Source organism: Rhodobacter sp. P2_H5, assembly GCF_056403335.1.
In genome coordinates, this window is sequence record NZ_JBFUFS010000005.1 from 163,923 (window position 1) to 188,650 (window position 24,728).

The following is a 24,728-nucleotide window of genomic DNA, read 5'->3' on the forward strand; positions in this document are numbered from 1 at the left end:
CGGGGGCAGACAGCCCCCGGCCGCCGGCCAAGCAAGCCGTCAGAAGCCGATCTTGCCCAAAACCGCCGAAACCTCCGCCCCCTGCGCCGCAGCCGAGCGGTAGAGCATCGCCTGGCTTTGCAGGATCACCGCATCGCTCAGCACCTTCAGGTGATTGGCCCGCAAGGTCTCCCCCGAGGAGGTGATATCGGCAATCGCCTCCGCCGTCAGGTTCTTGACCGTGCCTTCGGTGGCCCCCTGGCTGTCGACCAGCTGATAATCCGCCACGCCCTCTGCCGTCAGGTAATCGCGCACCAGACGGTGGTATTTCGTCGCAATCCGCAGCCGGAAGCCGTGCTTCGCCCGGAACGCCGCCGCCGCAGCGTCCAGATCGTCCAGCGTGTCGACATCGATCCAGGCCACCGGCACCGCGATGATGAGGTCAGCATGGCCAAAGCCCAGGGCCGCCACTTCCGACACCTGCCGGTCCCAATCCGCCAGCTTGTCGCGCACAAGGTCGGTGCCCGTCACGCCCAGATCGATCCGCCCCGCCGCCAGTTCCCTCGGGATCTCGCCGGCCGAGAGCATGACCAGTTCCACCCCGTCCACGCCTTCGACGACGCCGGCATATTCGCGCTCCGACCCGGTCTTGGCCATTTTGAGGCCCCGCGCCCCGAACCATTCGAAGGTCTTCTCCATCAACCGGCCTTTGGATGGCACCCCGATCTTAACCATCAGACCTCTCCCCGCAAAGCCGCCACAAGGTGAGGTCGCACGATGCCGCCCACCGCCGGGATCGACCGCCCCTGCCCCAAGACCGCCGTCAAGGCATCGTATCGCCCGCCCGAGGCCACGACATCCTCACCCCCGAGCGATCCGGCCACAAAGCTGAAGACGAAGCCGTCGTAGTATTCCATCGCGGTGCGGCCATGGCTCGCCTCGAAGGCGAGGGTCTTGACCTCGACCCCATGCCCGGCCAAAGCCTCCAGCCGGGTTGCAAAGCGGTCCACCGCCGGCACGATGGCGGGCAGATGGGCCGAGATGCCGCGCAAATGGGTCAGGGCCGCGCCAGCCGGGGCCTGCAGTTGCAAAAGGTCATAAAGCATCGCCGCCTCCAGCGCCGAGATCGGCGCGGCACCGGCATCCTCCAGCAGGGCCTCGGCCCGCGCCGCGATTTCCTCGGCGCTGCGCAAGCCGATCATCGGCCCCGCACTGGCGATCAATGCCGCAGGCGAGCCCGCCGCCAACCGTTCCAGCAAGGCGCTGCGCGCCGCGGGCATGGCCGCCCGGCCCGAAAAGCGGTCGAGCAGGGCGCGGAAACGCTGCGGCCGCCAGATATGACGCAGAAGGGCGGCCTTGCGCCGCGCGGTCGTGTCAAGGCCGCGCACGGCGGCCATCAGGATGCCGATATCCCCGGTCACCGCCCGCAGCGGCAGCCCGGCCAGGGCATCGCGGAACAGGGCGAAAACCTCGGCATCCGCCGCTTCCGGCGCCTCGCGGTCAAAGACCTCGAAGCCGACCTGGATATACTCGCTGGCGCGGTTGCCGAGGTGATCCTGCTTGCGGAAGACCTCGCCCCGGTAGCAGTAGCGCGCGGGCTCCGCCCCGTCGGCCATATGGGCCTGCACGACCGGCACGGTGAAGTCGGGGCGCAACATCATCTCGCCACGCAAAGGGTCGGTGGTGACGTAGGCCCGCGCGCGGATATCTTCGCCGTAAAGGTCGAGGAGCGTGCCCGCCGGCAGCAGGATATCGGCCTCGACCGGCACCGCGCCCGCCGCCTGAAAGGCCGCGAAGATCCGCTCCGCCTCGGCGCGGACCGCCGCCTTCGCGGGTTCGGTCCGGACCGTCATTGCGCCAGCATCCGCCGCACCGCCGCGACCAGATCGCCGCGCGGCACCTCGACCTGGGCGGGGCGGTCCTTCCATTCCTCCAGCGTGGCGTTCTGGGCGATCTGGGCGCCAAGGATCAGGTCCTTCAGGATGACCACACCCTTCTCCGCCTCGTTGCCGCCCTGGATCACCGCGATGGGCGACTGGCGCTTGTCGGCATATTTCAACTGGTTGCCGAAGTTCTTCGGGTTGCCGAGGTAAACCTCCGCCCGGATCCCCGCCTGACGCAGCTCGCCCACCATCCCCATGTAATCGGCCATCCGCTCGCGGTCCATCACGGTGACCACCACCGGCCCCGCCGTGTCGACCGAGACCCGACCCTTGGCGTGCAGAGCAGCCAAAAGCCGGTCCACCCCGATCGAGACGCCCGTGGCCGGCACCGTCTGCCCGGTAAAGCGCTTGACCAGATCGTCATAGCGCCCGCCGCCCGCGACCGAACCGAAGGAGCGCTTGCGCCCTTTCTCGTCGAAGATTTCAAAGGTCAGCTCGGCCTCGAACACCGGCCCGGTGTAATAGCCCAAGCCCCGCACGACGCCCGGATCCAGCAGGATCCGGTCCGCGCCATAGCCCTGCCGGTCCAGCAGTTCGGCGATCGTCTCCAGCTCCGCCACGCCTTCCGCGCCAAGCGCCGAAGCCCCGATCAGCTCGCGCAGCCGCGCCACGGTGGCGGCGCCACTGTCGCGCCGGGCCGAGGTGAAGCCCATCACGACCTCGGCCTGCTCCGCCGACAGCCCCGCGCCCTTGGTGAAATCGCCGCTCTCGTCCTTGCGCCCCTCGCCCAGAAGCGCGCGCACGCCTGCATCGCCGAGCCGGTCAATCTTGTCGATGGCGCGCAGGACGATGCCGCGCTCCTCATAGAACCGCGTCGGGTCGGAGGGGTCGAGCACGCCGGCCACCTCCATCACGCCATTCAGAACCTTGCGGTTGTTGACCTTGACGACGTAATCGCCCCGGTCGATCCCCACGGCCTCCAAGGCATCGGACAGCATCGCACAAATCTCGGCATCGGCAGCCACCGAGGGCGCGCCAACGGTGTCGGCGTCGCATTGATAGAACTGGCGGAACCGCCCCGGACCCGGCTTTTCATTGCGCCAGACCGGCCCCATCGCATAGCGGCGGTAAGGCGAGGGCAGATCGTTGCGATACTGCGCCGCGACCCGTGCCAGAGGGGCGGTCAGGTCATAGCGGAGCGCCAGCCAATCGGCATCCTCATCCTGCCAGCCAAAGACGCCCTCGTTCGGGCGGTCCACGTCGGGCAGGAACTTGCCCAGCGCCTCGACCGTCTCGACAGCGCTGGTTTCCAGCGGGTCAAAGCCATAGCGATGATAAACCTCTGCCACCTTGTCGAGCATCTGCTTGCGTTCGGTGACTTCCGCGCCGAAATAGTCGCGAAAGCCCTTCGGCGTTTCGGCGCGCGGGCGGCGGGCGGGTTTGTCCTGTGCCATGGGTAGCCCCTTCTCTGGTTGGGGGTTCCATAGCGGAGGGGCGGGCGCGCTTCAAGGACCGCGGGGGCGCCTTTGGCAGGCAGCCGGGGGTTTCACACCCCCGGACCCCCGCGGGATATTTGGGTCTGAATGAAGGGGCAAGAAGATGGACCGGTTTGAGGCATTGGAGGAAAAGGCGGCACATCTGATCCGCGCGGTGGAGGATCTGTCCGACATGGTGACAGCCCAGGGCCGCGAGATCGACCGCCTGACCCGGCTCGTGGGCCTTCTGGCCGAGCGTGAGGCCGAGCGCGAAGCCTCCGGCGGCGGCGCCCCGGAGGCCAATGTGCGCCCGCCGCATTGGTGAGGTCGCCGGAGGGTCTTCCGCCCTCCGGCTTCGGAACGGGTGGGCCTAGGCAGGCATCAGCATCGAAACCCGCATGATGCCGACCCCGGCACCGACGTTGTGGCCACGGTCGGTTTTGCCCTTGCCGCAGGTGTAGGCCTGACCCTGCTTGACCATATAGGGCGCCAGACCCTTCTTCGTGATCTCGAAGTCGCTCTGCAGGATGTAGCAGAACATGTCGGTTTCCATCACCGGCTGATCGATCGGGTCAATCGCCCCCGGTTGATAGATGGCATCGCCGAACATGACTTTGGAATAGGCGTCGATTTGGGATTCCACTTCACCCAGTTGCACCCAGCGTACGCCCGGGCTGACCTCGACCCCATCGGTGGGCCCGTATGTCGGGGCAAAATCGGCCCAAGCCGGCGCGGAAAGCAGAACAAGCGGCGATGCCGCAGCGGTTGCCAGACCAACAGAACCGAATGCAAGGGCAGACCGACGATTTACAATAACCATGTGTTCCTCCCCTAAGTTCGTGTGACGTGAGCAAGTCCGCATATTTTGCGCCCGAAGCGGTTCATTTTCAAGCGGACTTGACCCGGAGGAGGTTTTTCTCAACCATCGGATTGCAATGACAAATATGATCGCAAAGTGGGTCGCAGCCCGGGGAAACCGTCAGACCTCTTCCACCATGACCACGCCGCTCATCGCCTTGATGGCACCGCGGATCTGCGGGGTCAGGGGATAGGGTTCTGGCAGCGTGAGATCAATCTCGCGGCCCTGGTCATCTGGCACGCACAGCGTGATCTGCGCCTTGTTGCGCCCCTCGACCTTGGCCAGAAGCGCGGCCAGCGAGGGGATCGCCTCCACCCGGTTCAGGTGGACGCGGATCGCCTGCGCCCCGGCATCGGCGGCCACCTGGTCGATCGGCTGGGCGGCGCGGGCCAGAAGTTTCAGCGTGTCGCCTTCCAGATTGGCCTCGACCGTCAGGACCACGTTCATCCCGGGTTCAAGGTTGTCGCGCGCCGCTTCCAGCGTGTCGGAGAACACCGTCACCTCGTAAAGCCCGGTCGGGTCCGACAGGCTGACAAAGGCAAAACGGTTGCCCTTGGCCGACTTGCGCTCCTGCTTGGCCGAGACCGAGCCTGCGATCTTGGCCACCAAAGGCCCCCGTTCGGCCAGCGCCGTGATCTCGGTTAGCGTCTTCACATCCTTGCGCTTCAGCGCCGACATGTAATCGTCCAGCGGGTGGCCCGACAGGTAGAAGCCGATCGCCTGATGCTCCTGCCCCAGCCGCTCCACCGGCAGCCAGTCGTCGCGGAAGGGCAGGCGCGGCTCGGGGATGTCGCTGCCACTGTCGCCGAACAGCGAGACCTGGTTGGAGGCCTTTGCCTCATGGATCGCCGCCGAATAGGCGACCAGCGGATCCAATGCTTCGAACACCCGGGCGCGGTTCTGGTCCAGCTCGTCGAAAGCCCCGGCGCGGGCGAGCATTTCCAGCGGGCGCTTGCCCACGCGCTTCATGTCCACCCTTCGGGCGAAATCGAACAGCGTCGCGAAGGGCTTGGCGCCGCGCGCCGCCACGATCAGCTGCATCGCCTCGACCCCGACGCCCTTCAAGGCACCCAGCGCATAGATCACCTTGCCGTCCCGCACGGTGAACTTGGCCAGCGAGGTGTTGACCGAGGGCGCCACCGTGACGATCCCCAGCTTGTTGACCTCGCGCTTGTAGACCGCCAGCTTGTCGGTCAGGTGCAAGTCGCAGTTCATCACGGCGGCCATGAATTCGACCGGGTAATTGGCCTTGAGGTAAGCGGTCTGATAGCTCACCACCGCATAGGCCGCCGCGTGGCTCTTGTTGAAACCGTAATTGGCGAATTTCTCCAGAAGGTCAAAGACCTCACCGGCCTTCTCCTTCGGCACGCCATGGGTCTTGAAGGCGCCCTCGATGAACTTGGGCCGCTCTTTCGCCATTTCCTCAGCGATCTTTTTCCCCATCGCCCGGCGCAGAAGGTCGGCCCCACCGAGGGAATAGCCGCCCATCACCTGGGCGATCTGCATCACCTGTTCCTGATAAACGATGATGCCCTGAGTCTCCTTCAGGATATGGTCGATCGTCGGATGGATCGATTCCAGATCCTTCAGCCCGTTCTTCACCTCGCAATAGGTCGGGATATTCTCCATCGGGCCGGGGCGATACAGGGCCACCAAAGCCACGATATCCTCGATGCAGGTCGGCTTCATGCGCCGCAGCGCATCCATCATGCCCGAGCTTTCCACCTGGAACACCGCCACCGTCTTGGCCGAGGCGTAAAGTTCATAAGATGGTTTATCATCCAGCGGGATCAGGTTGATATCAAAGGAAATCCCGCGCAGGCCCAGAAGCTCCATGCAGTTCTGGATCACCGTCAGCGTCTTCAGACCCAGGAAGTCGAACTTCACCAGCCCGGCCGCTTCGACCCATTTCATGTTGAACTGGGTGGCCGGCATGTCCGACCTTGGGTCCTGATACAGGGGCACCAATTCGTCCAAGGGCCGGTCGCCAATCACCACCCCCGCGGCGTGGGTGGAGGCGTTGCGGTACAGCCCCTCGATCTGCTCGGCAAAGCCCAGCAAGCGCCCCACGACCTCCTCCTTGGCCGCCTCGCGCAGGCGGGGTTCGTCGGCCAGGGCCTTGGTGATCGAAACCGGCTTGACCCCCTCGACCGGGATCATCTTCGACAGCCGGTCGACCTGCCCATAGGACATCTGCAGAACCCGGCCCACGTCGCGCACCGCCGCCTTGGACAGCAAGGCCCCGAAGGTGATGATCTGCGCCACCTTCTCGCGTCCGTATTTCTCCTGCACATAGCGGATCACCTCTTCCCGGCGATCCATGCAGAAGTCGATGTCGAAGTCGGGCATCGACACCCGTTCCGGGTTCAGGAAGCGCTCGAACAGCAGGGCATAGCGCAAAGGGTCAAGGTCGGTGATGGTCAGCGCATAGGCGACCAAGGACCCGGCCCCCGAGCCCCGCCCCGGCCCCACCGGAATCCCATGATCCTTGGCCCATTTGATGAAATCGGCCACGATCAGGAAATAGCCCGGAAACCCCATCTTCTCGATGATGTTCAGCTCGAAATCCAGACGCGCCTGATATTCCTCCGGCGTCACAGCATGGGGAATGATCGCCAGCCGCGCCTGCAGCCCCTCATTGGCCTGACGGCGCAGTTCCTGCACCTCGTCATCGGCGAATTTCGGCAGGATCGGCTTGCGCTTGTAGGTGGCAAAGGCGCAGCGCTGCGCAATTTCCACCGTGTTCTCAAGCGCTTCCGGCAGGTCGGCGAAGAGGGTCGCCATCTCGGCTTCCGACTTGAAGTAATGCTGGGCGGTCAGGCGGCGGCGCGGCTGCGTCTGGTCAACATAGGCCCCCTCGGCGATGCAGATCATCGCGTCATGCGCCAGATACATGTCCGACTTCGGGAAATAGACGTCGTTGGTGGCAACCAGCGGCAGGCCCAGATCATAGGCCAGATCGACCATCGCCGCCTCGGATGCGGCCTCCCCTTCCGGCAAGGCGCCACCTTCCCCCGGATGGCGCTGCAACTCGACATACAAGCGCCCCGGATAGGCCGCAGCCCAGCGCTCCAGCAAAGCCCGCGCCTTCGGCAGGTGGCCTGCCAGAACCATGCGCCCCAAGGGCCCGTCCGCCCCCCCGGTCAGGCAGATCAGCCCTTCGGCATGGCGGTCCAGATCCTCCAAAGTCACCTGCGGTAGGGCCCCGCCCTTGTCGATGTAAAGGCAGGAGTTCAGCTTCATAAGGTTGAGGTAGCCCGCCTCGCTCTGCGCCAGAAGAACCACCGGCGCCGGCCCCTTCACCTTCTCGCCTGGGGCCGCCACCTCATAGGTGACCGAGACCTGACAGCCCACGATCGGCTGCACCCCTTCGCCCAGGGCGCTGACGGAAAACTCCAGCGCCGCGAACATGTTGTTGGTGTCCGTGACGGCGACCGCCGGCATCTCCGCCGCCTTGGCCAGCTTGATCAGCTTCTTGACCGGAACCGCCCCTTCCAGAAGGGAGTGTTCGGTATGGACGCGCAGGTGGATGAATCGGGGCTTGCTCATCGCCGCAATCTAGCCAGCCGGGGCCCGAATGAAAACCGCTGCCCGCGCCTTTGCCCAATTTCCCGCCATTCTCCCCCAAAGCCGGAAAGAGCTTTCGCGCCCGCGTGAAAGGTTCCGCTGGACATGGCCCCCCGCCTGTCCTTCAATCACCCGCAAAGCCCGGCCCCTTTCCGCCGCATCGGGGGGCCTGAAGGATTGCACGGAAAGCGGCAGGACATATCATGGCTCAGATCGCGTTTCTCTTGAACGGAGCCCCCGTCCACCTCTCCGACGTGGACCCGACCCAGACCCTGCTCGATCACCTGCGCGAAACCGCAGGCCTGAAAGGCACCAAGGAAGGCTGCAACGAGGGCGACTGCGGCGCCTGCACCGTCATGGTGACGGATGAGACCGGCTCCCGCGCCCTGAACGCCTGCATCCTCTTCCTGCCGCAGCTTGAAGGCAAAGCCGTCCGCACGGTCGAGGGTCTGACCGGCCCGAAAGGCGAACCCCACCCCGTGCAAGAGGCGATGGTCACCCACCACGGCAGCCAATGCGGCTTCTGCACCCCCGGCTTCGTCGTCTCGATGGCCACCGCGCATCTGAACGCCGACACCGACCACGACACGACCCTGGCCGGCAACCTCTGCCGCTGCACCGGCTATGCCCCGATCATCCGCGCCGCCAAAGCCGCCGAGACCGCCGCCATCCCCAGCTGGCTCCAAACCGACAAGCCTTTCATTTTGGCCCAAATATCCTCCGGGGTTCCCAAGGGGACGGAAAGTCCCCTTGGCGAGGGGGGCCCCGGGGGGGCGAGTAGCCCCCCCGGCTCTGCTCCAACGGCGGGGGCGAGTAGCCCCCCCGGCTCTGCTCCAACGGCGGGGGCGAGCAGCCCCCCCGTCTTCCGCCCCACAACCAGTGACGCCCTCGCCGACTGGTATCTGCAGAACCCCGAAGCCACCCTGATCGCTGGCGCCACCGATGTCGGCCTCTGGGTCACCAAGCAGCTGCGCCACCTCTCGCCCGTGGCCTTCCTCGGCGCCATCGAGGACCTGGCCCATATCGAGCGTCAAGGCGGCCAGCGCCACATCGGCGCCGGTGTCACGATCGAGACCCTGCGCAAGGCGCTCCTCCCCCTCCACCCCTCCTTCGCCGAGATGCTGCGCCGCTACGCCTCCACCCAGGTGAGGAACGCCGCCACCATCGGCGGCAACATCGCCAATGGCTCGCCCATCGGCGACGGCCCGCCCGCGCTGATCGCGCTCGGCTGCACGCTCCATTTGCGCCGCGGCGACGAGATGCGCTCGATCCCCCTGGAAAACTTCTTCCTCGACTACCGCAAGCAAGACCGCCGCCCCTCGGAATTCGTCGCCGGGATCTCGATCCCCGAAAACGCCCCGAATTTGCGCTGCTACAAGATCTCCAAACGCTTCGATCAGGACATCTCCGCTGTCTGCGGCTGCTTCAACCTGACCCTCGCAGGTGGCACGGTGACCGAGGCCCGCATCGCCTTCGGCGGCATGGCCGGCATCCCCAAACGCGCCGCCGCGGTCGAGGCCGCCCTCACCGGCCAACCTTGGACGCTCGACACCGTCACCAAAGCCCTCCCCGCCTTCGCCACCGACTTCCAACCCCTGAGTGACATGCGCGCCTCTGCCGCCTACCGCCTGCAGACCGCACAGAACCTGCTCACCCGCTATTTCCACGACCTCGCCGGAACCCCCGTCAACGTGCTGGAGGTGCAGCCATGACCATCGGTGCCGCCCTCCCGCATGACTCCGCCCCCCTCCACGTCACCGGTCAGGCCCGCTACGTCGATGACGTTCCCCTGCCCCAGGGCGCGCTCCACCTCGCCTTCGGCCTGTCGACCCATGCCCATGCCGAAATCACCAGCCTCGACCTCACCCCGGTCCGCGCAGCCCCCGGCGTCGTCGCCGTCTTCTCGGCCGCCGACTTTCCCGACATGCCCGACACCTCCCCCTCCACCCATGACGAGCCCTTCCTCGCCCTGGGCCACGTCCATTACGCCGGCCAGGCCATCTTCCTCGTCGTGGCCGAAACCCACCTGCAAGCCCGCAAAGCCGCCCGCCTCGCCAAGATCACCTACAAGGACCTCCCCGCCCTCCTGACCGTCGAAGAGGCCCTCGCCGCCAACTCCCGCTTTGAACAGGGCCCGATCCTCTGGACCCGCGGCGACCTCTCCGCCATGGCACAAGCCCACACCGTGGTCGAAGGCAGCTTCGAGGTCGGCGGGCAGGAACATTTCTACCTTGAAGGCCAGGTCGCCGCTGCCATCCCGCAGGAGGATGGCATGCATGTCATCTCCTCCACCCAGCATCCCACGGAAATACAACACAAAGTCGCCCATGCCCTGCACCTGCCGATGTCCGCCGTCCGGGTCGAGATGCGCCGGATGGGCGGCGGTTTCGGCGGCAAGGAATCCCAGGGCAACGCCCTCGCCGTCGCCTGTGCGCTGGCCGCCCATGCCACCGGCAAGCCCTGCAAGATGCGCTACGACCGCGACGATGACATGGTGATCACCGGCAAGCGCCACGACCTGAAAATCCGCTACAAGGCCGGCGCCGATGCCAATGGCCGCCTCATCGCGGTCGACTTCCAGCACCTCTTTCGCTGCGGCTGGAGCCAGGACCTGTCGCTCGCCGTGGCCGACCGCGCCATGCTGCACGCCGACAATTGCTACTGGATCCCGAACATCCGCATCGAATCCCACCGTCTGAAGACCAACACCCAATCCGCCACCGCCTACCGCGGCTTCGGCGGCCCGCAAGGTGTGATCGGCATCGAGCGGGTCATCGACCACCTCGCCCATACCCTCGGCCTCGACCCGGTGGAGGTCATGCAGCGCAACCTCTACGCCCCCATGGGCGCAAAGCCGCAAACCACCCCCTACGGGATGGAGGTGGAGGATTCCATCACCGACAAGATCCTGACAAACCTCACGAAATCCGCCGACTACACCCAGCGCAAGGCCGCCATTGCTGCCTTCAACGCCGCCTCGCCGATCCTGAAAAAGGGCATCGGCGTCAGCCCGGTCAAATTCGGCATCTCCTTCACCCTGACCTGGCTCAACCAGGCCGGGGCGCTGGTCCATGTCTATCAGGACGGCTCGGTCATCGTGAACCACGGCGGCACCGAGATGGGACAGGGCCTGAACCAGAAGGTGGCCCAGGTGACCGCCCAGGTCTTCGGCCTGACCGCCGCCCAGGTGAAAATCACCGCCGCCGACACCGCCAAAGTGCCCAACACCTCGGCCACCGCCGCCAGTTCCGGCAGCGATCTCAACGGCAAGGCGGCCGAAAACGCCGCCATCACCATCCGCGACCGCATCGCCGCCTTCCTCGCCGAAAAGCATCAGGTCAAACCCGAAACCGTCCGCTTCCAGGATGGCATGATCCGTGTCGGGGCTGAATCCTACGACTTCGCCCGCGCCGTCAACTGGGCCTATCAGGCGCGGATTTCCCTAAGTTCCACAGGCTTTTACGCGACGCCCAAGATCACCTGGGACCGTATCAAGGGCCAGGGCCGCCCCTTCCTCTACTTCGCCTATGGCGCCGCGATCACCGAGGTCGTCATCGACACGCTGACCGGCGAAAACCGCATCCTGCGCGTCGATATCCTGCACGACACCGGCAATTCCCTGAACCCCGCTCTGGATATCGGCCAGATCGAGGGCGCCTATGTACAAGGCGCCGGCTGGCTCACCACCGAGGAACTGGTCTGGGATGCCAAGGGCCAGCTGACCACCCATGCGCCCAGCACCTACAAGATCCCCGCCGTCTCGGACCGGCCCGACATCTTCAACGTCACCCTCTGGACCGACCCGAATATCGAGGACACCGTGGGCAAGTCCAAGGCCGTGGGCGAGCCGCCCTTCAACCTCGGAATCTCGGCCCTGATGGCCCTCTCCCACGCCATTTCCGCCTGCGGCACCGCCTATCCCGCCCTCGACGCCCCTGCCACGGCAGAGCGGGTGCTGGCCGCCGTTACAAGGCTGCGCGATGCTTGACCTCGCCGCCCTGACCGAAGCCGTCCACGCCCATGGCAAGGTGGCCCGCGTGGTGATCGCCGCTCACGACGGCTCCGCCCCGCGAGAGACGGGGACGGCCATGCTGGTCTGGGCGGATGGACAATCCGGCACCATCGGCGGCGGCGCTTTGGAGCATCAGGCCACGCTCGCCGCCCGCAAGGCCACCACAACCACAACCACCCGCATCCCCCTCGGCCCCGCGCTCGGCCAATGCTGCGGCGGCGCGGTGACCCTCGTGACCGAGGTGTTTGAGGCCGCAACCCTCCCCCAGGGCCCCATTTTCGCCCGCAGCCTCGACGGCTCCCCCATGCCCCTCGCGGTCAAGCGCCTGCTGGACCGGGCGCGCGCCCAAGGCATCCTGCCGCAAACCCAACTCCTGCAAGGCTGGCTGGTCGAGCCTTTCGCGACCCCGACCCGCCAACTCTGGCTCTGGGGCGCAGGCCATGTCGGGCGCGCGATTGCCGCCGTCATGGCCCCGCTGCCCGACCTGTCGATCACCTGGATCGACATCGCCCCCGACCGCTTCCCCGAGGCGCTGCCGCCCGGCGTCACCACCCTTCCCGCCCCCGATCCGGCCCTCGCCGTGGCCCTCGCCCCCGTAGATGCCGAGCATCTGATCTTGACCTTTTCCCACACGCTCGACCTCGAACTCTGCCATCGCCTTCTAAATCATGGCTTTTCCCGATGTGGCCTGATCGGCAGCGCCACCAAATGGGCCCGCTTCCGCACGCGCCTGACCGCTTTGGGTCATAGCCCCGCCGAGATCGCCCGCATCACCTGCCCGATCGGCGACCCCGCCCTTGGCAAACATCCCCAAGCCATCGCCCTCGGCGTCGCCACCGCCTTCTTGAAGGCTGCAAGGCCCGAGGTCGCGGCGCGGGCCCGCTGAGCTGTGCAAGGCGCACCCGCGGGGTAACAAAAGATGAAGGATTTCAGAAAAACATAGCAATATCAACGTACTACCAGACCTTGCATGCGTGCAATCCCGGCTTGACGCGGCCCAGCCATCCCCGCAAAGTCAGGCCAAACCCAAGGGGCCAAACATGTTCGACCTGATCCTGCGCCAAGCCAATCTGCCCGACGGACGCAAAGCCCAAGACATCGCCATCCAAGGCAGCAAAATCGCCGAGGTCGCCCCAAGGATCGACGCCGAAGCGGCCACGGAAATCGACGCCACCGGCCGCCTCGTCACCCCGCCCTTCATCGACCCCCACTTCCACATGGACGCGACCCTGTCGCTTGGCCTGCCCCGGATGAACCGCTCCGGCACGCTTCTGGAAGGTATCGCGCTTTGGGGCGAACTGCGCCCCTCTCTCACCGTCGAGGCCCTCGTCTCCCGCGCCCTGAAATACTGCGACCTCGCCGTCACGCAGGGCCTGCTGGCCGTCCGAACCCACGTCGACACCTCCGACCCGCGTCTGGTCACGGTCGAGGCGATGCTGGAGGTCAAACGCCTGGTCGCCCCCTACCTTGATTTGCAACTCGTGGCCTTCCCGCAGGACGGCTATTACCGCGCCAAAGAGGGCGTCGCCTCCCTGAACCGGGCGCTGGATATGGGCGTCGACATCGTCGGCGGCATCCCGCATTTCGAGCGCACGATGGAAGACGGCCGCGCCTCGGTCGAGGCGCTGTGCCGGATCGCTGCCGACCGCGGCCTGCCGGTGGACATGCATTGCGACGAGACCGACGACCCGATGAGCCGCCATGTCGAAACCCTGGCCGCGCAGACCGTCCGCTTTGGCCTGCAGGGCCGCGTCGCAGGTTCGCACCTGACCTCGATGCATTCGATGGACAATTACTATGTCTCCAAGCTGATCCCCCTGATCGCCGAGGCTGAGATGAACGTTATCCCCAATCCGTTAATAAACATCATGCTGCAGGGCCGCCACGACACCTATCCCAAGCGGCGCGGCATGACCCGGGTGAAGGAGCTGATGGCGGCGGGGATCAACGTCTCCTTCGGGCATGATTGCGTGATGGACCCCTGGTATTCGATGGGCTCGGGCGACATGCTGGAGGTCGGGCATATGGCGATCCATGTCGCGCAAATGGCCGGTCTGGACGAGAAATCCGCGATTTTTCAGGCGATTACCACCAACTCCGCCAAGACCATGGGGCTGGAGGGCTATGGCCTGACCCCGGGCTGCCACGCCGACCTCGTCCTGTTGCAGGCCCGCGACCCGGCCGAGGCTTTGCGCCTGAAAGCGGTGAAACTCGCGGTGATCCGTCGTGGCAAGATCATCGCCCGCACCGCCCCAAGGATCGGGCAGTTGTTTCTGGAGGGAAGACCGGGGGCCGTCGACGCCGCAACGGGCTTTGCGCCGGAGTATTGAGGGACCCAAGTCCTTGCGGGCGTTGGGTTAATCCTTTGCCCTGGACGCAAAACCTCGGTCTGCTTTGCGTCTTGCTTCGGTCTTCCTTCCGTCTCTACGCGCGGGGCAAAAAGGCTGCGTTAACCATGATTTGACGAATCGCGGAGAGGGAGAAGGGAAATGATATGAAGATCGACGGGCAAGATATTGATTTGATATCGTTTATTGAGTGAGCCGAAGATGCGCGACGCCCGCCCCCCGCATCGGCTGAACTGTCTTTGGAGGGATTGCCATGGCCACCCGCACAGCTCTGTTGACCGCTTCTCTACTGGCCTTTTCAACGCTTGCGCAAGCCGGCGTGGCTTCGCCACAGTCGGATGAACACTGCAAACCCATCGACATCCCAAGTGCGTTTGTTGGGCGGGGTGGCATGGATAGGGACAAAAGCCACGCGACCCTGGCCTACGTGACAGCCGTTCTTCAGCAGGCTTTGAAACGGGGCGACTGCATGCCATGCCCGGCTGAGAGATATGCCTGGGCCGACTTTGTTCACCAGGAAATCGGGGTGGATCAGGATCCTGCCCAGCTTGCGCCTGCAATGTATCACATGCTCGCAGGCCACTACAGCGCAGAGGGCCTTTCTGTGGCGCAAGCGGACTACAAGGCGTCCTGCCCAACGGTTGGGTAGAAAGCCTGCGCGCGTCCCGGCCCAGGCGCTGTGCCTCAATCCCATCAAACCCGCCGCCATCCGCTGCGGCAAGATTATCGCCCGCAGCGCCCCAAGGATCGGGCCATTGTATCTGGACGGCAGACCGGAAAAGCTGGATGCGGCGGCGGGTTTTGCGCCTGACTACCGCGCCCCCCGCTCCAGATCGAGCCAGAGCTGGCCATCCCGATAACCGCCCCTGATCAAGTGGCCGGGGGTGGCGACTTCGGGATGGGTCTCGGCCCAGTCGCGGTAGCGGTCGTTGGTGACGATCATCGCCGCCGCATCGCGGGCCGAGGCGAGGAGAAGGGGGTCTGCCGGGGTGCCTTTGTCGGCCACAAGGACGCGCTCCTCGGGCAGGCCCAGCAGCTGGCCCAGGGCATGGTCATGCAGGTAACGGCCGACCAGCTTGTGGCCGGCATTGGCGTCGAACACTACGCCGGGGGTGAAGCCGAGGGCGGCGAGCCGGTCCAGCACCTCGCGCAGCGTGGCGATCTGCGGCGTGCCGTCCTTCCAGTGCATCACGTTGGAGCCGTCGACCATGATCCAGCGGGCCTTGGACGGGGCCGGCACCGGGCGCCGCGACCGGGCGCGGACCAGCAGAACAAAGAGGCTGCCCAGGATGCCAAGCGCCGAGAGCCAGATCCGGTCCGGCGGCAGGTAGCCGGCCCATGCGCACAGCAGGCCTGCGAGGGAAATCACCAGAAGAAGAAACGGGACAATCATCCATCAAGCTTGGCATGCAACCGCAGGATGGGCAATATTGCCCATCTTGCCTAATCCCAGGCGCCTTCGTGGACCGCGGCGGCTTCGGCCTCGAGCATCGGGCCGATCACCTCGACCTGGCGCTGGCCGGCGGCAAAGACGACGTGGCAGGGCAGGTCCAGGGTCGGGTTTTCGGGGTGGTCGCCGGTGATGGCTTTCAGATCCTTCTCGGTCAGGCCGAAGACCACGCGCTTCAGCCCGGTCCAGTAGATCGCCCCGGCGCACATCGCGCAGGGCTCGGCGGAGGTGTAGATCGTGCACTCCTTCAGCAGTTCCATCGGCAGCGTGGTCGAGGCGCGGGTCATCAGCACGCGTTCGGCATGGCCGGTCATGTCATGGTCAGGCATATAGGCATTGTGCTGGGTCATCAGCACGGTTCCATCCGGCCCGACGAGGATCGAGGCGAAAGGATGGTTGCCCGCCTCCCGCGCCTTGGCGGATTCGGCGATGGCGCGGCGCAGGAAGGCTTCGTGGTCAAGTTCGGCTGCGGGCATGGGTGTCTCCCTTCGGGGTTTTGGCAAGATTTGCCGCCTTTGCCGCCTCTGGCAAGTCCGGCGATCCGTGGCGCCAAACTGCGGGCGCCCGGATTTCGGGCAATTGCCCTCAACTTGGGCAGATATCACGAGGCGTCCGCGGGAAGACCTTGTTTCGCGGCGGGGTTCCGGTCTACCCTTGCCGCAGAAAACAGCCGCAAAAGACGGCTGAACCAGCGGCTTTCGGGGGATTTTCTTGGGAAAAGCATGGCTTTGGCGGGACAGCGGCGGAAGGGCGGCGCCGGGCCGTGCCGACTTGTACCGCTTTCATGAAGCTGCTTCAAATTCCGGCTACATATACAAGAACGTCGGCTTTGGTCATCACTTTTCAATCCCTGACCCGTTCCGACCCTGCCCAAGTCCTGCGCCTTCGGGCCTTCACGACCTGCCCTGACCCACGGAGTGCCGATGCAAAGCCCTGACGCCCGCCTTCAGCTGACCGGCATCACCAAGCGGTTTCCCGGGGTTCTGGCCAATGACCATGTCAGCTTCTCGGTCAAACCGGGCGAGATCCATGCCCTGTTGGGCGAGAATGGGGCGGGCAAATCCACCCTCGTCAAGATGATCTACGGCATCATGCAGCCCGATGAGGGCGAGATCCGCTGGGATGGCCAGCCGCTGACGGTCGCCAACCCCAAGGCCGCCCGCAAGCTTGGCATCGGCATGGTCTTCCAGCATTTCAGCCTGTTCGAGGCGATGACGGTCTTGGAGAACATCGCCCTTGGCATGGATGCCAAGATCCCGGCGCGGGAGCTGGAAAGCAAGATTCTCGCCGTGATGGGCCAGTACGGGCTGAAGCTGGAGCCGCACCGCATCGTCTCCACCCTGTCGGTGGGCGAACGCCAGCGGATCGAGATCGTCCGCGCGCTGCTGCTGAACCCCAAGCTTCTGATCATGGACGAGCCGACCTCGGTCCTGACCCCGCAGGAGGTGGAACAGCTGTTCGTGGTCCTGCGCAAGCTGGCGGCGGAGGGGTGTTCGATCCTTTATATCAGCCACAAACTGCATGAGATCAAAGCCCTGTGCGACACGGCGACCATCCTGCGGGGTGGCAAGCTGGTCGATACCTGCGATCCGAAGGTGGAAACCAGCCGCTCGATGGCGGAAAAGATGATCGGCGGCAGTCTGAAGGACATTCAGCGTGGCGACGGGCGCGCCTTTGGTCCGGCCAAGCTGGTGGTCAAGGCCTTGTCGATGCCCGCCGACGGGCCTTTCGGCACGGCGTTGAAGGACATCAGCTTTACCGTCCGCGCCGGGGAGATTTTCGGCATCGCCGGCGTTGCTGGCAATGGGCAGAACGCGCTTTTGCTGGCCCTGTCGGGCGAGGAGCCCAATGTGAAGGCCGATTGCGTCAGCGTCGATGGCGCCGAACTGGGCCAGATGAAGGCGCGTGACCGGCGGGCCAAGGGCGTCGCCTCGGTGCCCGAGGAGCGCAATGGCCATGCCGCGGTGCCCGTCTTCAGCCTTGCCGACAATGCGATCCTGACCGCGCGGGACCGTCTGGGCATGGTGCGGGCCGGGCTGATCGACCCCAGGGCGGCGCGGACCTATGCCGGCGAGGTGATCGAGGCCTTTGCCGTCAAGGCCACCGGGCCGGGGGCCATGGCCGAAAGCCTGTCGGGCGGGAATTTGCAGAAATACATCATGGGCCGCGAGATCCTGCAAAAGCCGCAGGTTCTGGTGGTCAGCCAGCCGACCTGGGGCGTGGATGCGGGCGCGGCCTCGGCCATCCATCAGGCCCTGGTGGACCTTGCCGCGACCGGATCGGCCATCGTGGTGATCAGTCAGGATCTGGATGAATTGCTCAGCCTTTGCGACACCTTGGCCGTGATCAACGGCGGGCGTCTGTCCAAGCCGATGAAGGTGTCCGATGCGAAGATTGACGAGATCGGCCTGTTGATGGGCGGCATCCACGGCGAAACCGCAACCGGAGACCTCGCCCATGCGCATTAAGCTGGAAAAACGCCGCGAGCCTTCGATGGCGATGCTGGTGATCACGCCGGTCGCCTCGGTCGTGCTGACCATGCTGATCGGGATCGTGGTCTTTGACCTGATCGGCATCCATGGCTTCCGGGCGGTGGTGGATATCTTCCTGTCGCCCCTGCTCAACAGCTACAAATGGCAGGATGTGGCCTTGAAGGCCGCGCCCCTGATCATCATCGCGCTGGGGCTGGCGATCGGCAACCGGGCGCAGGTCTGGAACATCGGGGCCGAGGGGCAGTATGTCATCGGCGCGCTGTGTGCGGCGGGGGTCGGCATCGCCTTTGGACAGACCGGCGGGTTCTTCGTCGTGCTGCTGATGATCCTCGCCGGGGTGATCGGCGGCGGGGTCTGGGCGGCGATCCCGGCGCTTTTGCGCACAAGGTTCAACGTGAACGAGATCCTGTCGAGCCTGATGCTGACCTATGTCGCGTTGCAGGTGCTGGGCTATCTGGTCGGCGGCCCGTGGAAAGACCCCAACGGCCGCAACTTCCCGGCGACGGCGCCCCTGGCCGACAGCCAGAGCCTACCGGTCTGGCCCGGTTCGACCGTGCATCTGGGCGTGCTGGTGGCACTCATCCTGCCCTTCGTCTTCTGGGTGATCATGGCGCGGTCGGAGTTCGGCTATCAGGTCCGGGTCGTAGGCTCCTCCCCTATCGCGGCGCGGCATGGCGGGTTTGATGCCAAGCGGACGATCTGGGCGACGCTGACGTTGAGCGGCGCCATGGCGGGGCTGGCGGGCGGGCTGGAGTTTGCCGGCGTCTTGCACAAGATCGACCTTGGCTTCGCCTCGGGCTATGGTTTTACCGCGATCATCGTGGCCTTCCTTGGCCGGTTGAACCCCCTGGGATGCCTGCTGGCCGGGACGGTTCTGGCGGTGACTTACGTCGGCGGGCAGATGGCGCAGACCTCGGTTCATATCCCGAACTCCACGGCGGGGATTTTCCAGGCGATGATGCTGTTCTTCATTCTGGCGAGCGACATTCTGGTGCGCTACCGGGTCAAGCTGGTGCCTTCGGCCAAACATGCAACCAAGGCGGGGGTCTGAGATGTCCTTTGGCGAAATCCTCGCATTCTTCGTAACTTACGGCATTCCGGCCATCATCACCGTGGTCGGCCTGACCACGCCGATCCTGCTGGCGGGATTGGGGGAACTGGTGGTGGAGAAATCCGGCGTCCTCAACCTCGGGGTCGAGGGGATGATGCTGGTGGGCGCCATTTCCGGCTTTGCGGTGACGGTGATGACCTTCAACCCGTGGATGGGGGTCCTGGGCGCTGCCGCAGGCGGGGCGCTGGCGAGCATGCTGTTTGCGGTGCTGGTCTTGCAGCTAAACTCAAACCAGGTCGCGACCGGGCTGGCGCTGACGATCTTTGGCACAGGCCTTTCCTCGCTTCTGGGCTTGAGCTTCACCGGGCGGATCGTGGTGCCCTTCCTGTCGATCTTTCCGGCGAGCCTGGCGAAAGACCCGGTCTGGCAGCTGTTCTTCGGCTATTCACCCATCGTCTATTTCGCCCTGATCATGGTGCCGCTGACGGCCTGGTTCCTCAAATCCACCCGCGCCGGGCTGATCCTGCGCGCGGTGGGGGAAAACGACCTTTCGGCCCATTCCATCGGCTATTCGGTGATCCGGGTGCGCTATGCCGCCATCGCCTTCGGCGGCGCCATGGCGGGGATCGGCGGCTGCTATTTCAGCATGGTGATTACCCCGATGTGGGCCGAGAAGATGACGGCCGGGCGCGGCTGGATCGCGCTGGCGCTGGTGGTCTTTGCCGGCTGGCGCACCGGGCGGCTCTTGGCAGGCGCCTATTTCTTCGGCATCCTGATGGCCTTGGAGCTTTACGCCAAAGCCGCAGGATTCTCGTTCTTGCCCAGTCAGTTCTGGGCCGCTATGCCCTATGCCATGACCGTGGTTGCCCTGTCTTTCATCTCGTCTCGCGGCACGGCGGGGGCCAATGCGCCCGCTTGCCTTGGCAAACCGTTCCTTCCATCATCCTAATAAGAAACCAACAGGAGAGTCTGATGACCAAAATCTCTCGGCGCACGCTGATGAAAGGGGCCGGCGTTGCCGCCCTTTCCACCCTCGCCAAGCCCGCGCTGGCCGCCGACAAGGTGAAGATCGGCTTCGTCTTCCTCGGGCCGATCGGCGACTACGGCTGGACCTGGGCGCATAACAAGGGCCGCGAGCAGGTCGAAAGCGAGCTGGGCGATCAGGTCGAGACGATCTATGTCGAGAATGTCGCCGAAGACGCCTCGGCGATCCCGGTGATGCGTGACCTCGCCCAGCAGGGCTGCAAGCTGATCTTCACCACCTCTTTCGGCTACATGGACCAGACCCTGCAGGTCGCGGGCGAGTTCCCGGATGTGAAGTTCGAACATTGCACCGGCTACAAGCGGGCCGACAATGTGGCGACCTACAACTCGAAATTCCACGAGGGCCGGGCGGTTCTGGGCACCATCGCGGGCAAGCTGTCGAAGGATGGCGTGCTGGGCTACCTCGGCTCCTACAAGGTGCCGGAAGTGGTCTTGGGCGTGAACTCCTTCTGCCTGGCGGCGCAAAAGCAGAACCCGAAGGCGACCGTGAAGCTTGTCATGATCGACAGCTGGTTCGACCCGCCGAAGGAAGCCGCCGCGACCGAGACGCTGATCAACCTGGGCTGTGACATCGTCACCACCCACACCGACAGCCCCGGCCCGCTGCAGATTCTGGAGCAGAAGGGCCTGCATGGCTTTGGTCAGGGGGCGGACATGTCCTCCTTCGCGCCGAACGCCCATCTGACCGCGATCGAGGACATCTGGGGCCCCTATTACGTCGAGCGCGCCAAGGCGATCCTCGACGGGTCGTGGAAATCGGCCGACACCTGGGATGGCTTCAAGGAAGGCACCGTGGTCATCGCGCCCTATTCCAAGGATGTGCCGGCCGATGTGGCGAAGCTCGCCGACGACGTGCAGGCGGGCTACAAGGCCGGGACCTACGACATCTTCACCGGCCCGATCTACGACCAAGACGGCAAGCTGCGCGTGAAGGAGGGCGAGGTGATGGCGCTGGCCGACCTTGCGGTGATCGACTGGTTCGTCAAGGGCGTCGAAAGCGCCTCGTAAGACGGTTCGAGAATAGCCCGAAAGGCCCGCCCCGTGCGGGCCTTTTTGGTTTGGGAAGATGGGCATATTGCCCATCCTACCGGACAGGGCGGCGCCTTTGGGCGGCCTGCGCCTCCGGCGGGAGTATTTGGGCAAAGCGCAACGGGGGGGGCGCCGGATCGGGGGGCGACCGGTCGGGCGGTAGGATGGGCAATCTGCCCATCTTCCCTGCCACCGCCCCCCGCTTGTGTCCGCGGGCAAAGCGTGGAAGGACTTGGCGAAAATGGGGATCAACATGGACGCGGAATTCCTGATCATCGGCGGCGGCATTGCCGGGGTTTCGGCAGCGGCGCGGCTGGCGCCCGCGGGCAAGGTCGTGCTGCTGGAGGCCGAGGCGGCGCTGGCGCATCATGCCTCGGGGCGTTCGGCAGCGCTTTATGAGCCGCGCTATGGGCTGGCGCCGGTGGTGGGCCTGTCGATGGCCTCGGGCGATTACCTGCGCGGCCTGCCGGGGGTTCTGGCGCCGCGCGGGTTGATGGTGCTGGGCCGGGCCGATCAGGCCGAGGACTTCGCTCGCGAAATTGCGGATCTGGGCGTTGCCGCGATTTCGGTGGCCGAGGCCAGAGCGCTGGTGCCGATCCTGAACCCCGAGCGGGTGGCTTTTGCGGCGCTGGCCGACCATGCCTGGGACATTGACACCGACCTGTTGCTGCAGGGCTTTGCCCGCACCGCGCGGTCGCATGGCGCGGAGATCCGCACCGGGGCCAAGGTCACCGCGATTGCCAAGATCGCGGGCGGCTGGCGGGTGACGGCGGGCGGGCAGGAGACTACGGCACGGCTGCTCATCAACGCGGCAGGGGCCTGGGTCGATGAGGTGGCGAAGCTGGCCGGGATGGCGCCCTTGGGCTTTCAGCCCAACCGCCGCTCGATGGCGCGGATTCCGGCGCCGGGGGGGCATGACGTCTCGAACTGGCCGATGATCTTCGGCTGCGGCGAAAGCTGGTATGCCAAGCCCGACGCCGGGGCGCTGATCGTCTCGCCCGCCGAGGAGCATCCAATGGACCCGCATGACGCCTGGGCCGATGACATGGTGCTGGCCGAGGGTCTGGCGCGCTATGAGGAGATGGTGACGGAGCCTGTCACACGGCTTCTCAGCTCCTGGGCGGGCCTCAGGACCTTTGCCCCGGACCGGGTGCTGGTGATCGGGCCGGACGTGGTGGAGCCGTCCTTCATCTGGCTGGCGGGGCAAGGCGGTTACGGCTTTCAGACCTCGCCCGCCGCCAGCCAGCTTGTCGCCGATCTGGTGCTGGGGCGGACACCGGAGCTGGAGGCGGGCCTTGTGGCCCAGCTTTCCCCGGACCGTTTCGCGCGCTAGTCCGGCACTTTCAGGATCAGGTCGGCCAGGCGCTGCGAGGCGGCGGTCAGCGAGACCTTCTCCCTTGTGATCAGGCCGAAGGGTTCGACCTCGATGCCAAGGTCGATGGGCAGAAGCGCGAAGGCCGCGCCCTCGCCCGTGGCGAACTGCGCGGCCGAGGCGCGCGACATCGCGGCGATGCCGTCGGACTTGTGCAGCATGGCGAGCGTCAGGAGGAACGAGGCGGTCCAGAGCCGCTGGGTCGGCTTGGGCAGGCCGAGACTGTGCAGCCGCGCCTGCACGCTGCGGGTCAGGAGCGATTCCGGGCCGGGCATCACCCATTCATAGGCCAGGGTCTCGCTCGCCTGCAGGACGGTGTTCTGCGCGAGCAGAGGATGGTCGCGCCGCACCATCAGGGCCACCGGCTCCACGTCGATCGGCACGAAGGTCAGCGCCTCGGTCCGCGGGCCTTCCGGCAGGCGGCCGACGGCGAAATCCAGACGCCCGGCCAGCAGCTGGTCGCAAAGCACATCGGAGGGCGAGACCACAACCTCCACCGTGACGTTGGGGTGATGGAAGGCCTCATCCTGCAGGGCGGGCAGCACGCGGTCGAGCGCCGGGCCGGTCACGGCGCCGATGCGGACATGGCCGACCCCGCCCATCGCGATCTCGGCCAGGTCGCGGGCGGCATCGTCGAGCTCCAGCCGGACGCGCTGCGCCCGCAGGGCCAGGGCCCGGCCCATCGCCGTCAGGCCAACCCCGCGGCCGGTGCGTTCATGGACGGCGGCGCCGATGATGCCCTCGATCTCGGCCACGAGGCGCGAGGCGGCGGGTTGCGAGATGCCGATCAGGCTGGCCGCCCGGGTCAGCTGTTCGGATTCCGCCAGCGCCGCCAAAAGCCGCAGGTGGCTGAACTTCAGCCCCTTGCGCAGCAGAGAATCCGAGCGATGGACTTGCGACATAACCAATTCGCCATGTTTTCATTCTAAAACATCATTTGACTGATATACTGTGGCGTTGCAACTGTCGCCAGACGAAGACGACGGAAAAACCGCCGTTTCGTAAGGTTTTCGCCGCAAGAGGGTTGCGGCCTGGGAGGACTACTCATGAATATTTCTAGACGTGCGCTTCTGGCGCTGGTTGGCGCGACTTCGGCCACGACGATCATTGGCATGCCGGCTTTCGGCGCCAGCAAGGGCACGATCGGTATCGCGATGCCGACGAAATCCTCGACCCGCTGGATCCATGACGGCGAATCGATGGTCGCTCAATTCAAGGCCGCCGGTTACGACGCGGACCTGCAATATGCCGAAGACGATATCCCGACCCAGCTGAGCCAGATCGAGAACATGATCACCTCGGGCGTCAAAGCCCTGATCATCGCCGCGATCGACGGCACCACCCTGTCGAACGCGCTGGCCAACGCCAAAGCCGCCGGGATCAAGGTCGTGGCCTATGACCGTCTGATCCGTCAGTCGGGCGACGTTGACTACTACACCACCTTCGACAACTTCCAGGTTGGCGTGCTGCAGGCGACCTCGCTGGTCAACGGCCTGAAAGAGCGTTTCCCGGACGTGAAGCCGTGGAACGTCGAACTGTTCGGCGGTTCGCCGGACGACAACAACGCCTTCTTCTTCTTCGACGGCGCCATGTCGGTCCTGAAGCCGATGATCGACGCCGGCGAGATCGCCGTGCCGTCGGGTCAGATGGACATGAAGGTCTGCGGCACGCTGCGTTGGGACGGTTCGGTTGCGCAAGCCCGGATGGACAACCTGTTGTCCTCCAACTACGGCGACAAGAAGCTGCATGCGGCGCTGTCGCCCTACGACGGCCTGTCGATCGGCATCCTGTCGTCGGTCAAGGGCGTGGGCTACGGCTCGGGCGATCTGAAGATGCCGATCGTCACCGGTCAGGACTGCGAAATCCCGTCGATCAAGTCGATCATCGCGGGCGAGCAGTATTCCTCGATCTTCAAGGACACCCGCGAACTGGCCAAGGTCACCGTGGCCATGGTTGACACCGTCCTGTCGGGCGGCACCCCGGAAGTCAACGACACCAAGACCTATGACAACGGCGTCAAGGTCGTGCCGTCCTACCTTCTGAAGCCGGTTCCGGTTGACAAGTCGAACTACGAGGCCGTCCTCGTCGGTTCGGGTTATTATACCGCTGACCAGCTGAAGTAATCTGCTAGACTGAAAGACGGATCATGGCCGCAGCCCTGTTTCGG

At 65.3% G+C, this 24,728-nt stretch carries 20 protein-coding genes; 12 read left to right on the plus strand and 8 right to left on the minus strand.

Annotation, left to right across the window (positions count from 1 at the left end; genetic code table 11):
• Nucleotides 1–39 precede the first annotated feature (39 nt).
• The 3 genes from hisG to hisS are packed head-to-tail and all read right to left on the minus strand — an operon-like array spanning nt 40 to nt 3,316.
• Entirely contained in the window at nt 40–717 is a 678-nt protein-coding gene (hisG, locus tag AC1DVR_RS08705) for an ATP phosphoribosyltransferase (RefSeq protein WP_478000344.1), read from the minus strand.
• Nucleotides 714–1,832, minus strand: coding sequence for an ATP phosphoribosyltransferase regulatory subunit (locus tag AC1DVR_RS08710; protein ID WP_478000161.1), 1,119 nt, complete (start codon nt 1,830–1,832; stop codon nt 714–716). The genes hisG and AC1DVR_RS08710 overlap by 4 nt, the downstream gene beginning before the upstream one ends.
• On the minus strand, nt 1,829–3,316 hold the full coding sequence (hisS, locus tag AC1DVR_RS08715) for a histidine--tRNA ligase (RefSeq protein WP_478000162.1): 1,488 nt from the start codon (nt 3,314–3,316) through the stop codon (nt 1,829–1,831). Before hisS ends, AC1DVR_RS08710 begins: the two co-directional genes overlap by 4 nt.
• A gap of 145 nt (nt 3,317–3,461) precedes the next feature.
• Between hisS and AC1DVR_RS08720 the strand changes: the two genes are divergently transcribed.
• On the plus strand, nt 3,462–3,662 hold the full coding sequence (locus AC1DVR_RS08720) for a SlyX family protein (RefSeq protein ID WP_478000163.1): 201 nt from the start codon (nt 3,462–3,464) through the stop codon (nt 3,660–3,662).
• Between the two features lie 45 nt (nt 3,663–3,707).
• On the opposite strand, the gene AC1DVR_RS08725 is transcribed toward AC1DVR_RS08720, so the two are convergent.
• Both AC1DVR_RS08725 and dnaE read right to left on the minus strand, forming a co-directional pair.
• Nucleotides 3,708–3,980 (minus strand): hypothetical protein, encoded by a 273-nt coding sequence (locus tag AC1DVR_RS08725; protein ID WP_478000164.1) that lies wholly within the window; start codon nt 3,978–3,980, stop codon nt 3,708–3,710.
• 336 nt (nt 3,981–4,316) lie between these two features.
• Nucleotides 4,317–7,745, minus strand: coding sequence for a DNA polymerase III subunit alpha (gene dnaE / locus AC1DVR_RS08730; RefSeq protein WP_478000165.1), 3,429 nt, complete (start codon nt 7,743–7,745; stop codon nt 4,317–4,319).
• A gap of 221 nt (nt 7,746–7,966) precedes the next feature.
• Here dnaE and AC1DVR_RS08735 point away from each other — a divergent pair, with 221 nt between their 5' ends.
• The 5 genes from AC1DVR_RS08735 to AC1DVR_RS08755 all read left to right on the plus strand — a co-directional run bounded on the left by AC1DVR_RS08735 (nt 7,967) and on the right by AC1DVR_RS08755 (nt 14,772).
• Entirely contained in the window at nt 7,967–9,475 is a 1,509-nt protein-coding gene (locus tag AC1DVR_RS08735; protein WP_478000166.1) for a xanthine dehydrogenase small subunit, read from the plus strand.
• Nucleotides 9,472–11,751, plus strand: a complete 2,280-nt coding sequence (gene xdhB / locus AC1DVR_RS08740; protein ID WP_478000167.1) for a xanthine dehydrogenase molybdopterin binding subunit — start codon at nt 9,472–9,474, stop codon at nt 11,749–11,751. The genes AC1DVR_RS08735 and xdhB overlap by 4 nt, the downstream gene beginning before the upstream one ends.
• Nucleotides 11,744–12,661, plus strand: a complete 918-nt coding sequence (gene xdhC, locus AC1DVR_RS08745; RefSeq protein WP_478000168.1) for a xanthine dehydrogenase accessory protein XdhC — start codon at nt 11,744–11,746, stop codon at nt 12,659–12,661. The genes xdhB and xdhC overlap by 8 nt, the downstream gene beginning before the upstream one ends.
• Nucleotides 12,662–12,815: 154 nt before the next feature.
• Entirely contained in the window at nt 12,816–14,105 is a 1,290-nt protein-coding gene (locus AC1DVR_RS08750) for an amidohydrolase family protein (RefSeq protein ID WP_478000169.1), read from the plus strand.
• 271 nt (nt 14,106–14,376) lie between these two features.
• Nucleotides 14,377–14,772: a hypothetical protein gene (locus AC1DVR_RS08755; protein ID WP_478000170.1), complete on the plus strand. Its 396-nt coding sequence runs from the start codon at nt 14,377–14,379 to the stop codon at nt 14,770–14,772.
• Between the two features lie 162 nt (nt 14,773–14,934).
• On the opposite strand, the gene AC1DVR_RS08760 is transcribed toward AC1DVR_RS08755, so the two are convergent.
• Both AC1DVR_RS08760 and AC1DVR_RS08765 read right to left on the minus strand, forming a co-directional pair.
• A complete protein-coding gene (locus tag AC1DVR_RS08760; RefSeq protein WP_478000171.1) occupies nt 14,935–15,516 on the minus strand; it encodes an NYN domain-containing protein in 582 nt (193 codons plus the stop codon).
• A 50-nt stretch (nt 15,517–15,566) separates the two neighbouring features.
• Nucleotides 15,567–16,049 carry a nucleoside deaminase gene (locus AC1DVR_RS08765; protein ID WP_478000172.1) on the minus strand — a complete coding sequence of 161 codons (483 nt, stop codon included), beginning with the start codon at nt 16,047–16,049 and terminating at the stop codon, nt 15,567–15,569.
• A gap of 447 nt (nt 16,050–16,496) precedes the next feature.
• Between AC1DVR_RS08765 and AC1DVR_RS08770 the strand changes: the two genes are divergently transcribed.
• The 5 genes from AC1DVR_RS08770 (at nt 16,497) to AC1DVR_RS08790 (ending at nt 22,522) form a co-directional block, all read left to right on the plus strand.
• Nucleotides 16,497–18,041 carry an ABC transporter ATP-binding protein gene (locus AC1DVR_RS08770; protein WP_478000173.1) on the plus strand — a complete coding sequence of 515 codons (1,545 nt, stop codon included), beginning with the start codon at nt 16,497–16,499 and terminating at the stop codon, nt 18,039–18,041.
• On the plus strand, nt 18,031–19,116 hold the full coding sequence (locus AC1DVR_RS08775) for an ABC transporter permease (protein ID WP_478000174.1): 1,086 nt from the start codon (nt 18,031–18,033) through the stop codon (nt 19,114–19,116). The genes AC1DVR_RS08770 and AC1DVR_RS08775 overlap by 11 nt, the downstream gene beginning before the upstream one ends.
• Nucleotide 19,117: 1 nt before the next feature.
• Nucleotides 19,118–20,065 carry an ABC transporter permease gene (locus tag AC1DVR_RS08780; protein ID WP_478000175.1) on the plus strand — a complete coding sequence of 316 codons (948 nt, stop codon included), beginning with the start codon at nt 19,118–19,120 and terminating at the stop codon, nt 20,063–20,065.
• Nucleotides 20,066–20,088: 23 nt separating this feature from the next.
• Nucleotides 20,089–21,168: a BMP family ABC transporter substrate-binding protein gene (locus AC1DVR_RS08785; RefSeq protein WP_478000176.1), complete on the plus strand. Its 1,080-nt coding sequence runs from the start codon at nt 20,089–20,091 to the stop codon at nt 21,166–21,168.
• Between the two features lie 274 nt (nt 21,169–21,442).
• Nucleotides 21,443–22,522, plus strand: coding sequence for an NAD(P)/FAD-dependent oxidoreductase (locus tag AC1DVR_RS08790; RefSeq protein WP_478000177.1), 1,080 nt, complete (start codon nt 21,443–21,445; stop codon nt 22,520–22,522).
• On the opposite strand, the gene AC1DVR_RS08795 is transcribed toward AC1DVR_RS08790, so the two are convergent.
• Entirely contained in the window at nt 22,519–23,463 is a 945-nt protein-coding gene (locus AC1DVR_RS08795) for a LysR substrate-binding domain-containing protein (protein ID WP_478000178.1), read from the minus strand. The genes AC1DVR_RS08790 and AC1DVR_RS08795 overlap by 4 nt on opposite strands.
• Before the next feature lie 210 nt (nt 23,464–23,673).
• On the opposite strand from AC1DVR_RS08795, the gene chvE reads away from it, so the two are divergent.
• Nucleotides 23,674–24,684: a multiple monosaccharide ABC transporter substrate-binding protein gene (gene chvE / locus AC1DVR_RS08800; RefSeq protein ID WP_478000345.1), complete on the plus strand. Its 1,011-nt coding sequence runs from the start codon at nt 23,674–23,676 to the stop codon at nt 24,682–24,684.
• Nucleotides 24,685–24,728 lie beyond the last annotated feature (44 nt).

What these genes read in the sequence shown, in the direction of transcription:
- AC1DVR_RS08795 (WP_478000178.1), bottom strand. Translation starts at nt 23,463, where the DNA reads ATGTCGCAAGTCCATCGCTCGGATTCTCTGCTGCGCAAGGGGCTGAAG.
- chvE (WP_478000345.1), top strand. Translation starts at nt 23,674, where the DNA reads ATGCCGGCTTTCGGCGCCAGCAAGGGCACGATCGGTATCGCGATGCCG.
- dnaE (WP_478000165.1), bottom strand. Translation starts at nt 7,745, where the DNA reads ATGAGCAAGCCCCGATTCATCCACCTGCGCGTCCATACCGAACACTCC.
- AC1DVR_RS08775 (WP_478000174.1), top strand. Translation starts at nt 18,031, where the DNA reads ATGCGCATTAAGCTGGAAAAACGCCGCGAGCCTTCGATGGCGATGCTG.
- AC1DVR_RS08760 (WP_478000171.1), bottom strand. Translation starts at nt 15,516, where the DNA reads ATGATTGTCCCGTTTCTTCTTCTGGTGATTTCCCTCGCAGGCCTGCTG.
- xdhC (WP_478000168.1), top strand. Translation starts at nt 11,744, where the DNA reads ATGCTTGACCTCGCCGCCCTGACCGAAGCCGTCCACGCCCATGGCAAG.
- AC1DVR_RS08770 (WP_478000173.1), top strand. Translation starts at nt 16,497, where the DNA reads ATGCAAAGCCCTGACGCCCGCCTTCAGCTGACCGGCATCACCAAGCGG.
- AC1DVR_RS08735 (WP_478000166.1), top strand. Translation starts at nt 7,967, where the DNA reads ATGGCTCAGATCGCGTTTCTCTTGAACGGAGCCCCCGTCCACCTCTCC.
- AC1DVR_RS08750 (WP_478000169.1), top strand. Translation starts at nt 12,816, where the DNA reads ATGTTCGACCTGATCCTGCGCCAAGCCAATCTGCCCGACGGACGCAAA.
- AC1DVR_RS08785 (WP_478000176.1), top strand. Translation starts at nt 20,089, where the DNA reads ATGACCAAAATCTCTCGGCGCACGCTGATGAAAGGGGCCGGCGTTGCC.
- hisS (WP_478000162.1), bottom strand. Translation starts at nt 3,316, where the DNA reads ATGGCACAGGACAAACCCGCCCGCCGCCCGCGCGCCGAAACGCCGAAG.
- AC1DVR_RS08790 (WP_478000177.1), top strand. Translation starts at nt 21,443, where the DNA reads ATGGACGCGGAATTCCTGATCATCGGCGGCGGCATTGCCGGGGTTTCG.
- AC1DVR_RS08755 (WP_478000170.1), top strand. Translation starts at nt 14,377, where the DNA reads ATGGCCACCCGCACAGCTCTGTTGACCGCTTCTCTACTGGCCTTTTCA.
- AC1DVR_RS08710 (WP_478000161.1), bottom strand. Translation starts at nt 1,832, where the DNA reads ATGACGGTCCGGACCGAACCCGCGAAGGCGGCGGTCCGCGCCGAGGCG.
- AC1DVR_RS08780 (WP_478000175.1), top strand. Translation starts at nt 19,118, where the DNA reads ATGTCCTTTGGCGAAATCCTCGCATTCTTCGTAACTTACGGCATTCCG.
- xdhB (WP_478000167.1), top strand. Translation starts at nt 9,472, where the DNA reads ATGACCATCGGTGCCGCCCTCCCGCATGACTCCGCCCCCCTCCACGTC.
- AC1DVR_RS08765 (WP_478000172.1), bottom strand. Translation starts at nt 16,049, where the DNA reads ATGCCCGCAGCCGAACTTGACCACGAAGCCTTCCTGCGCCGCGCCATC.
- AC1DVR_RS08720 (WP_478000163.1), top strand. Translation starts at nt 3,462, where the DNA reads ATGGACCGGTTTGAGGCATTGGAGGAAAAGGCGGCACATCTGATCCGC.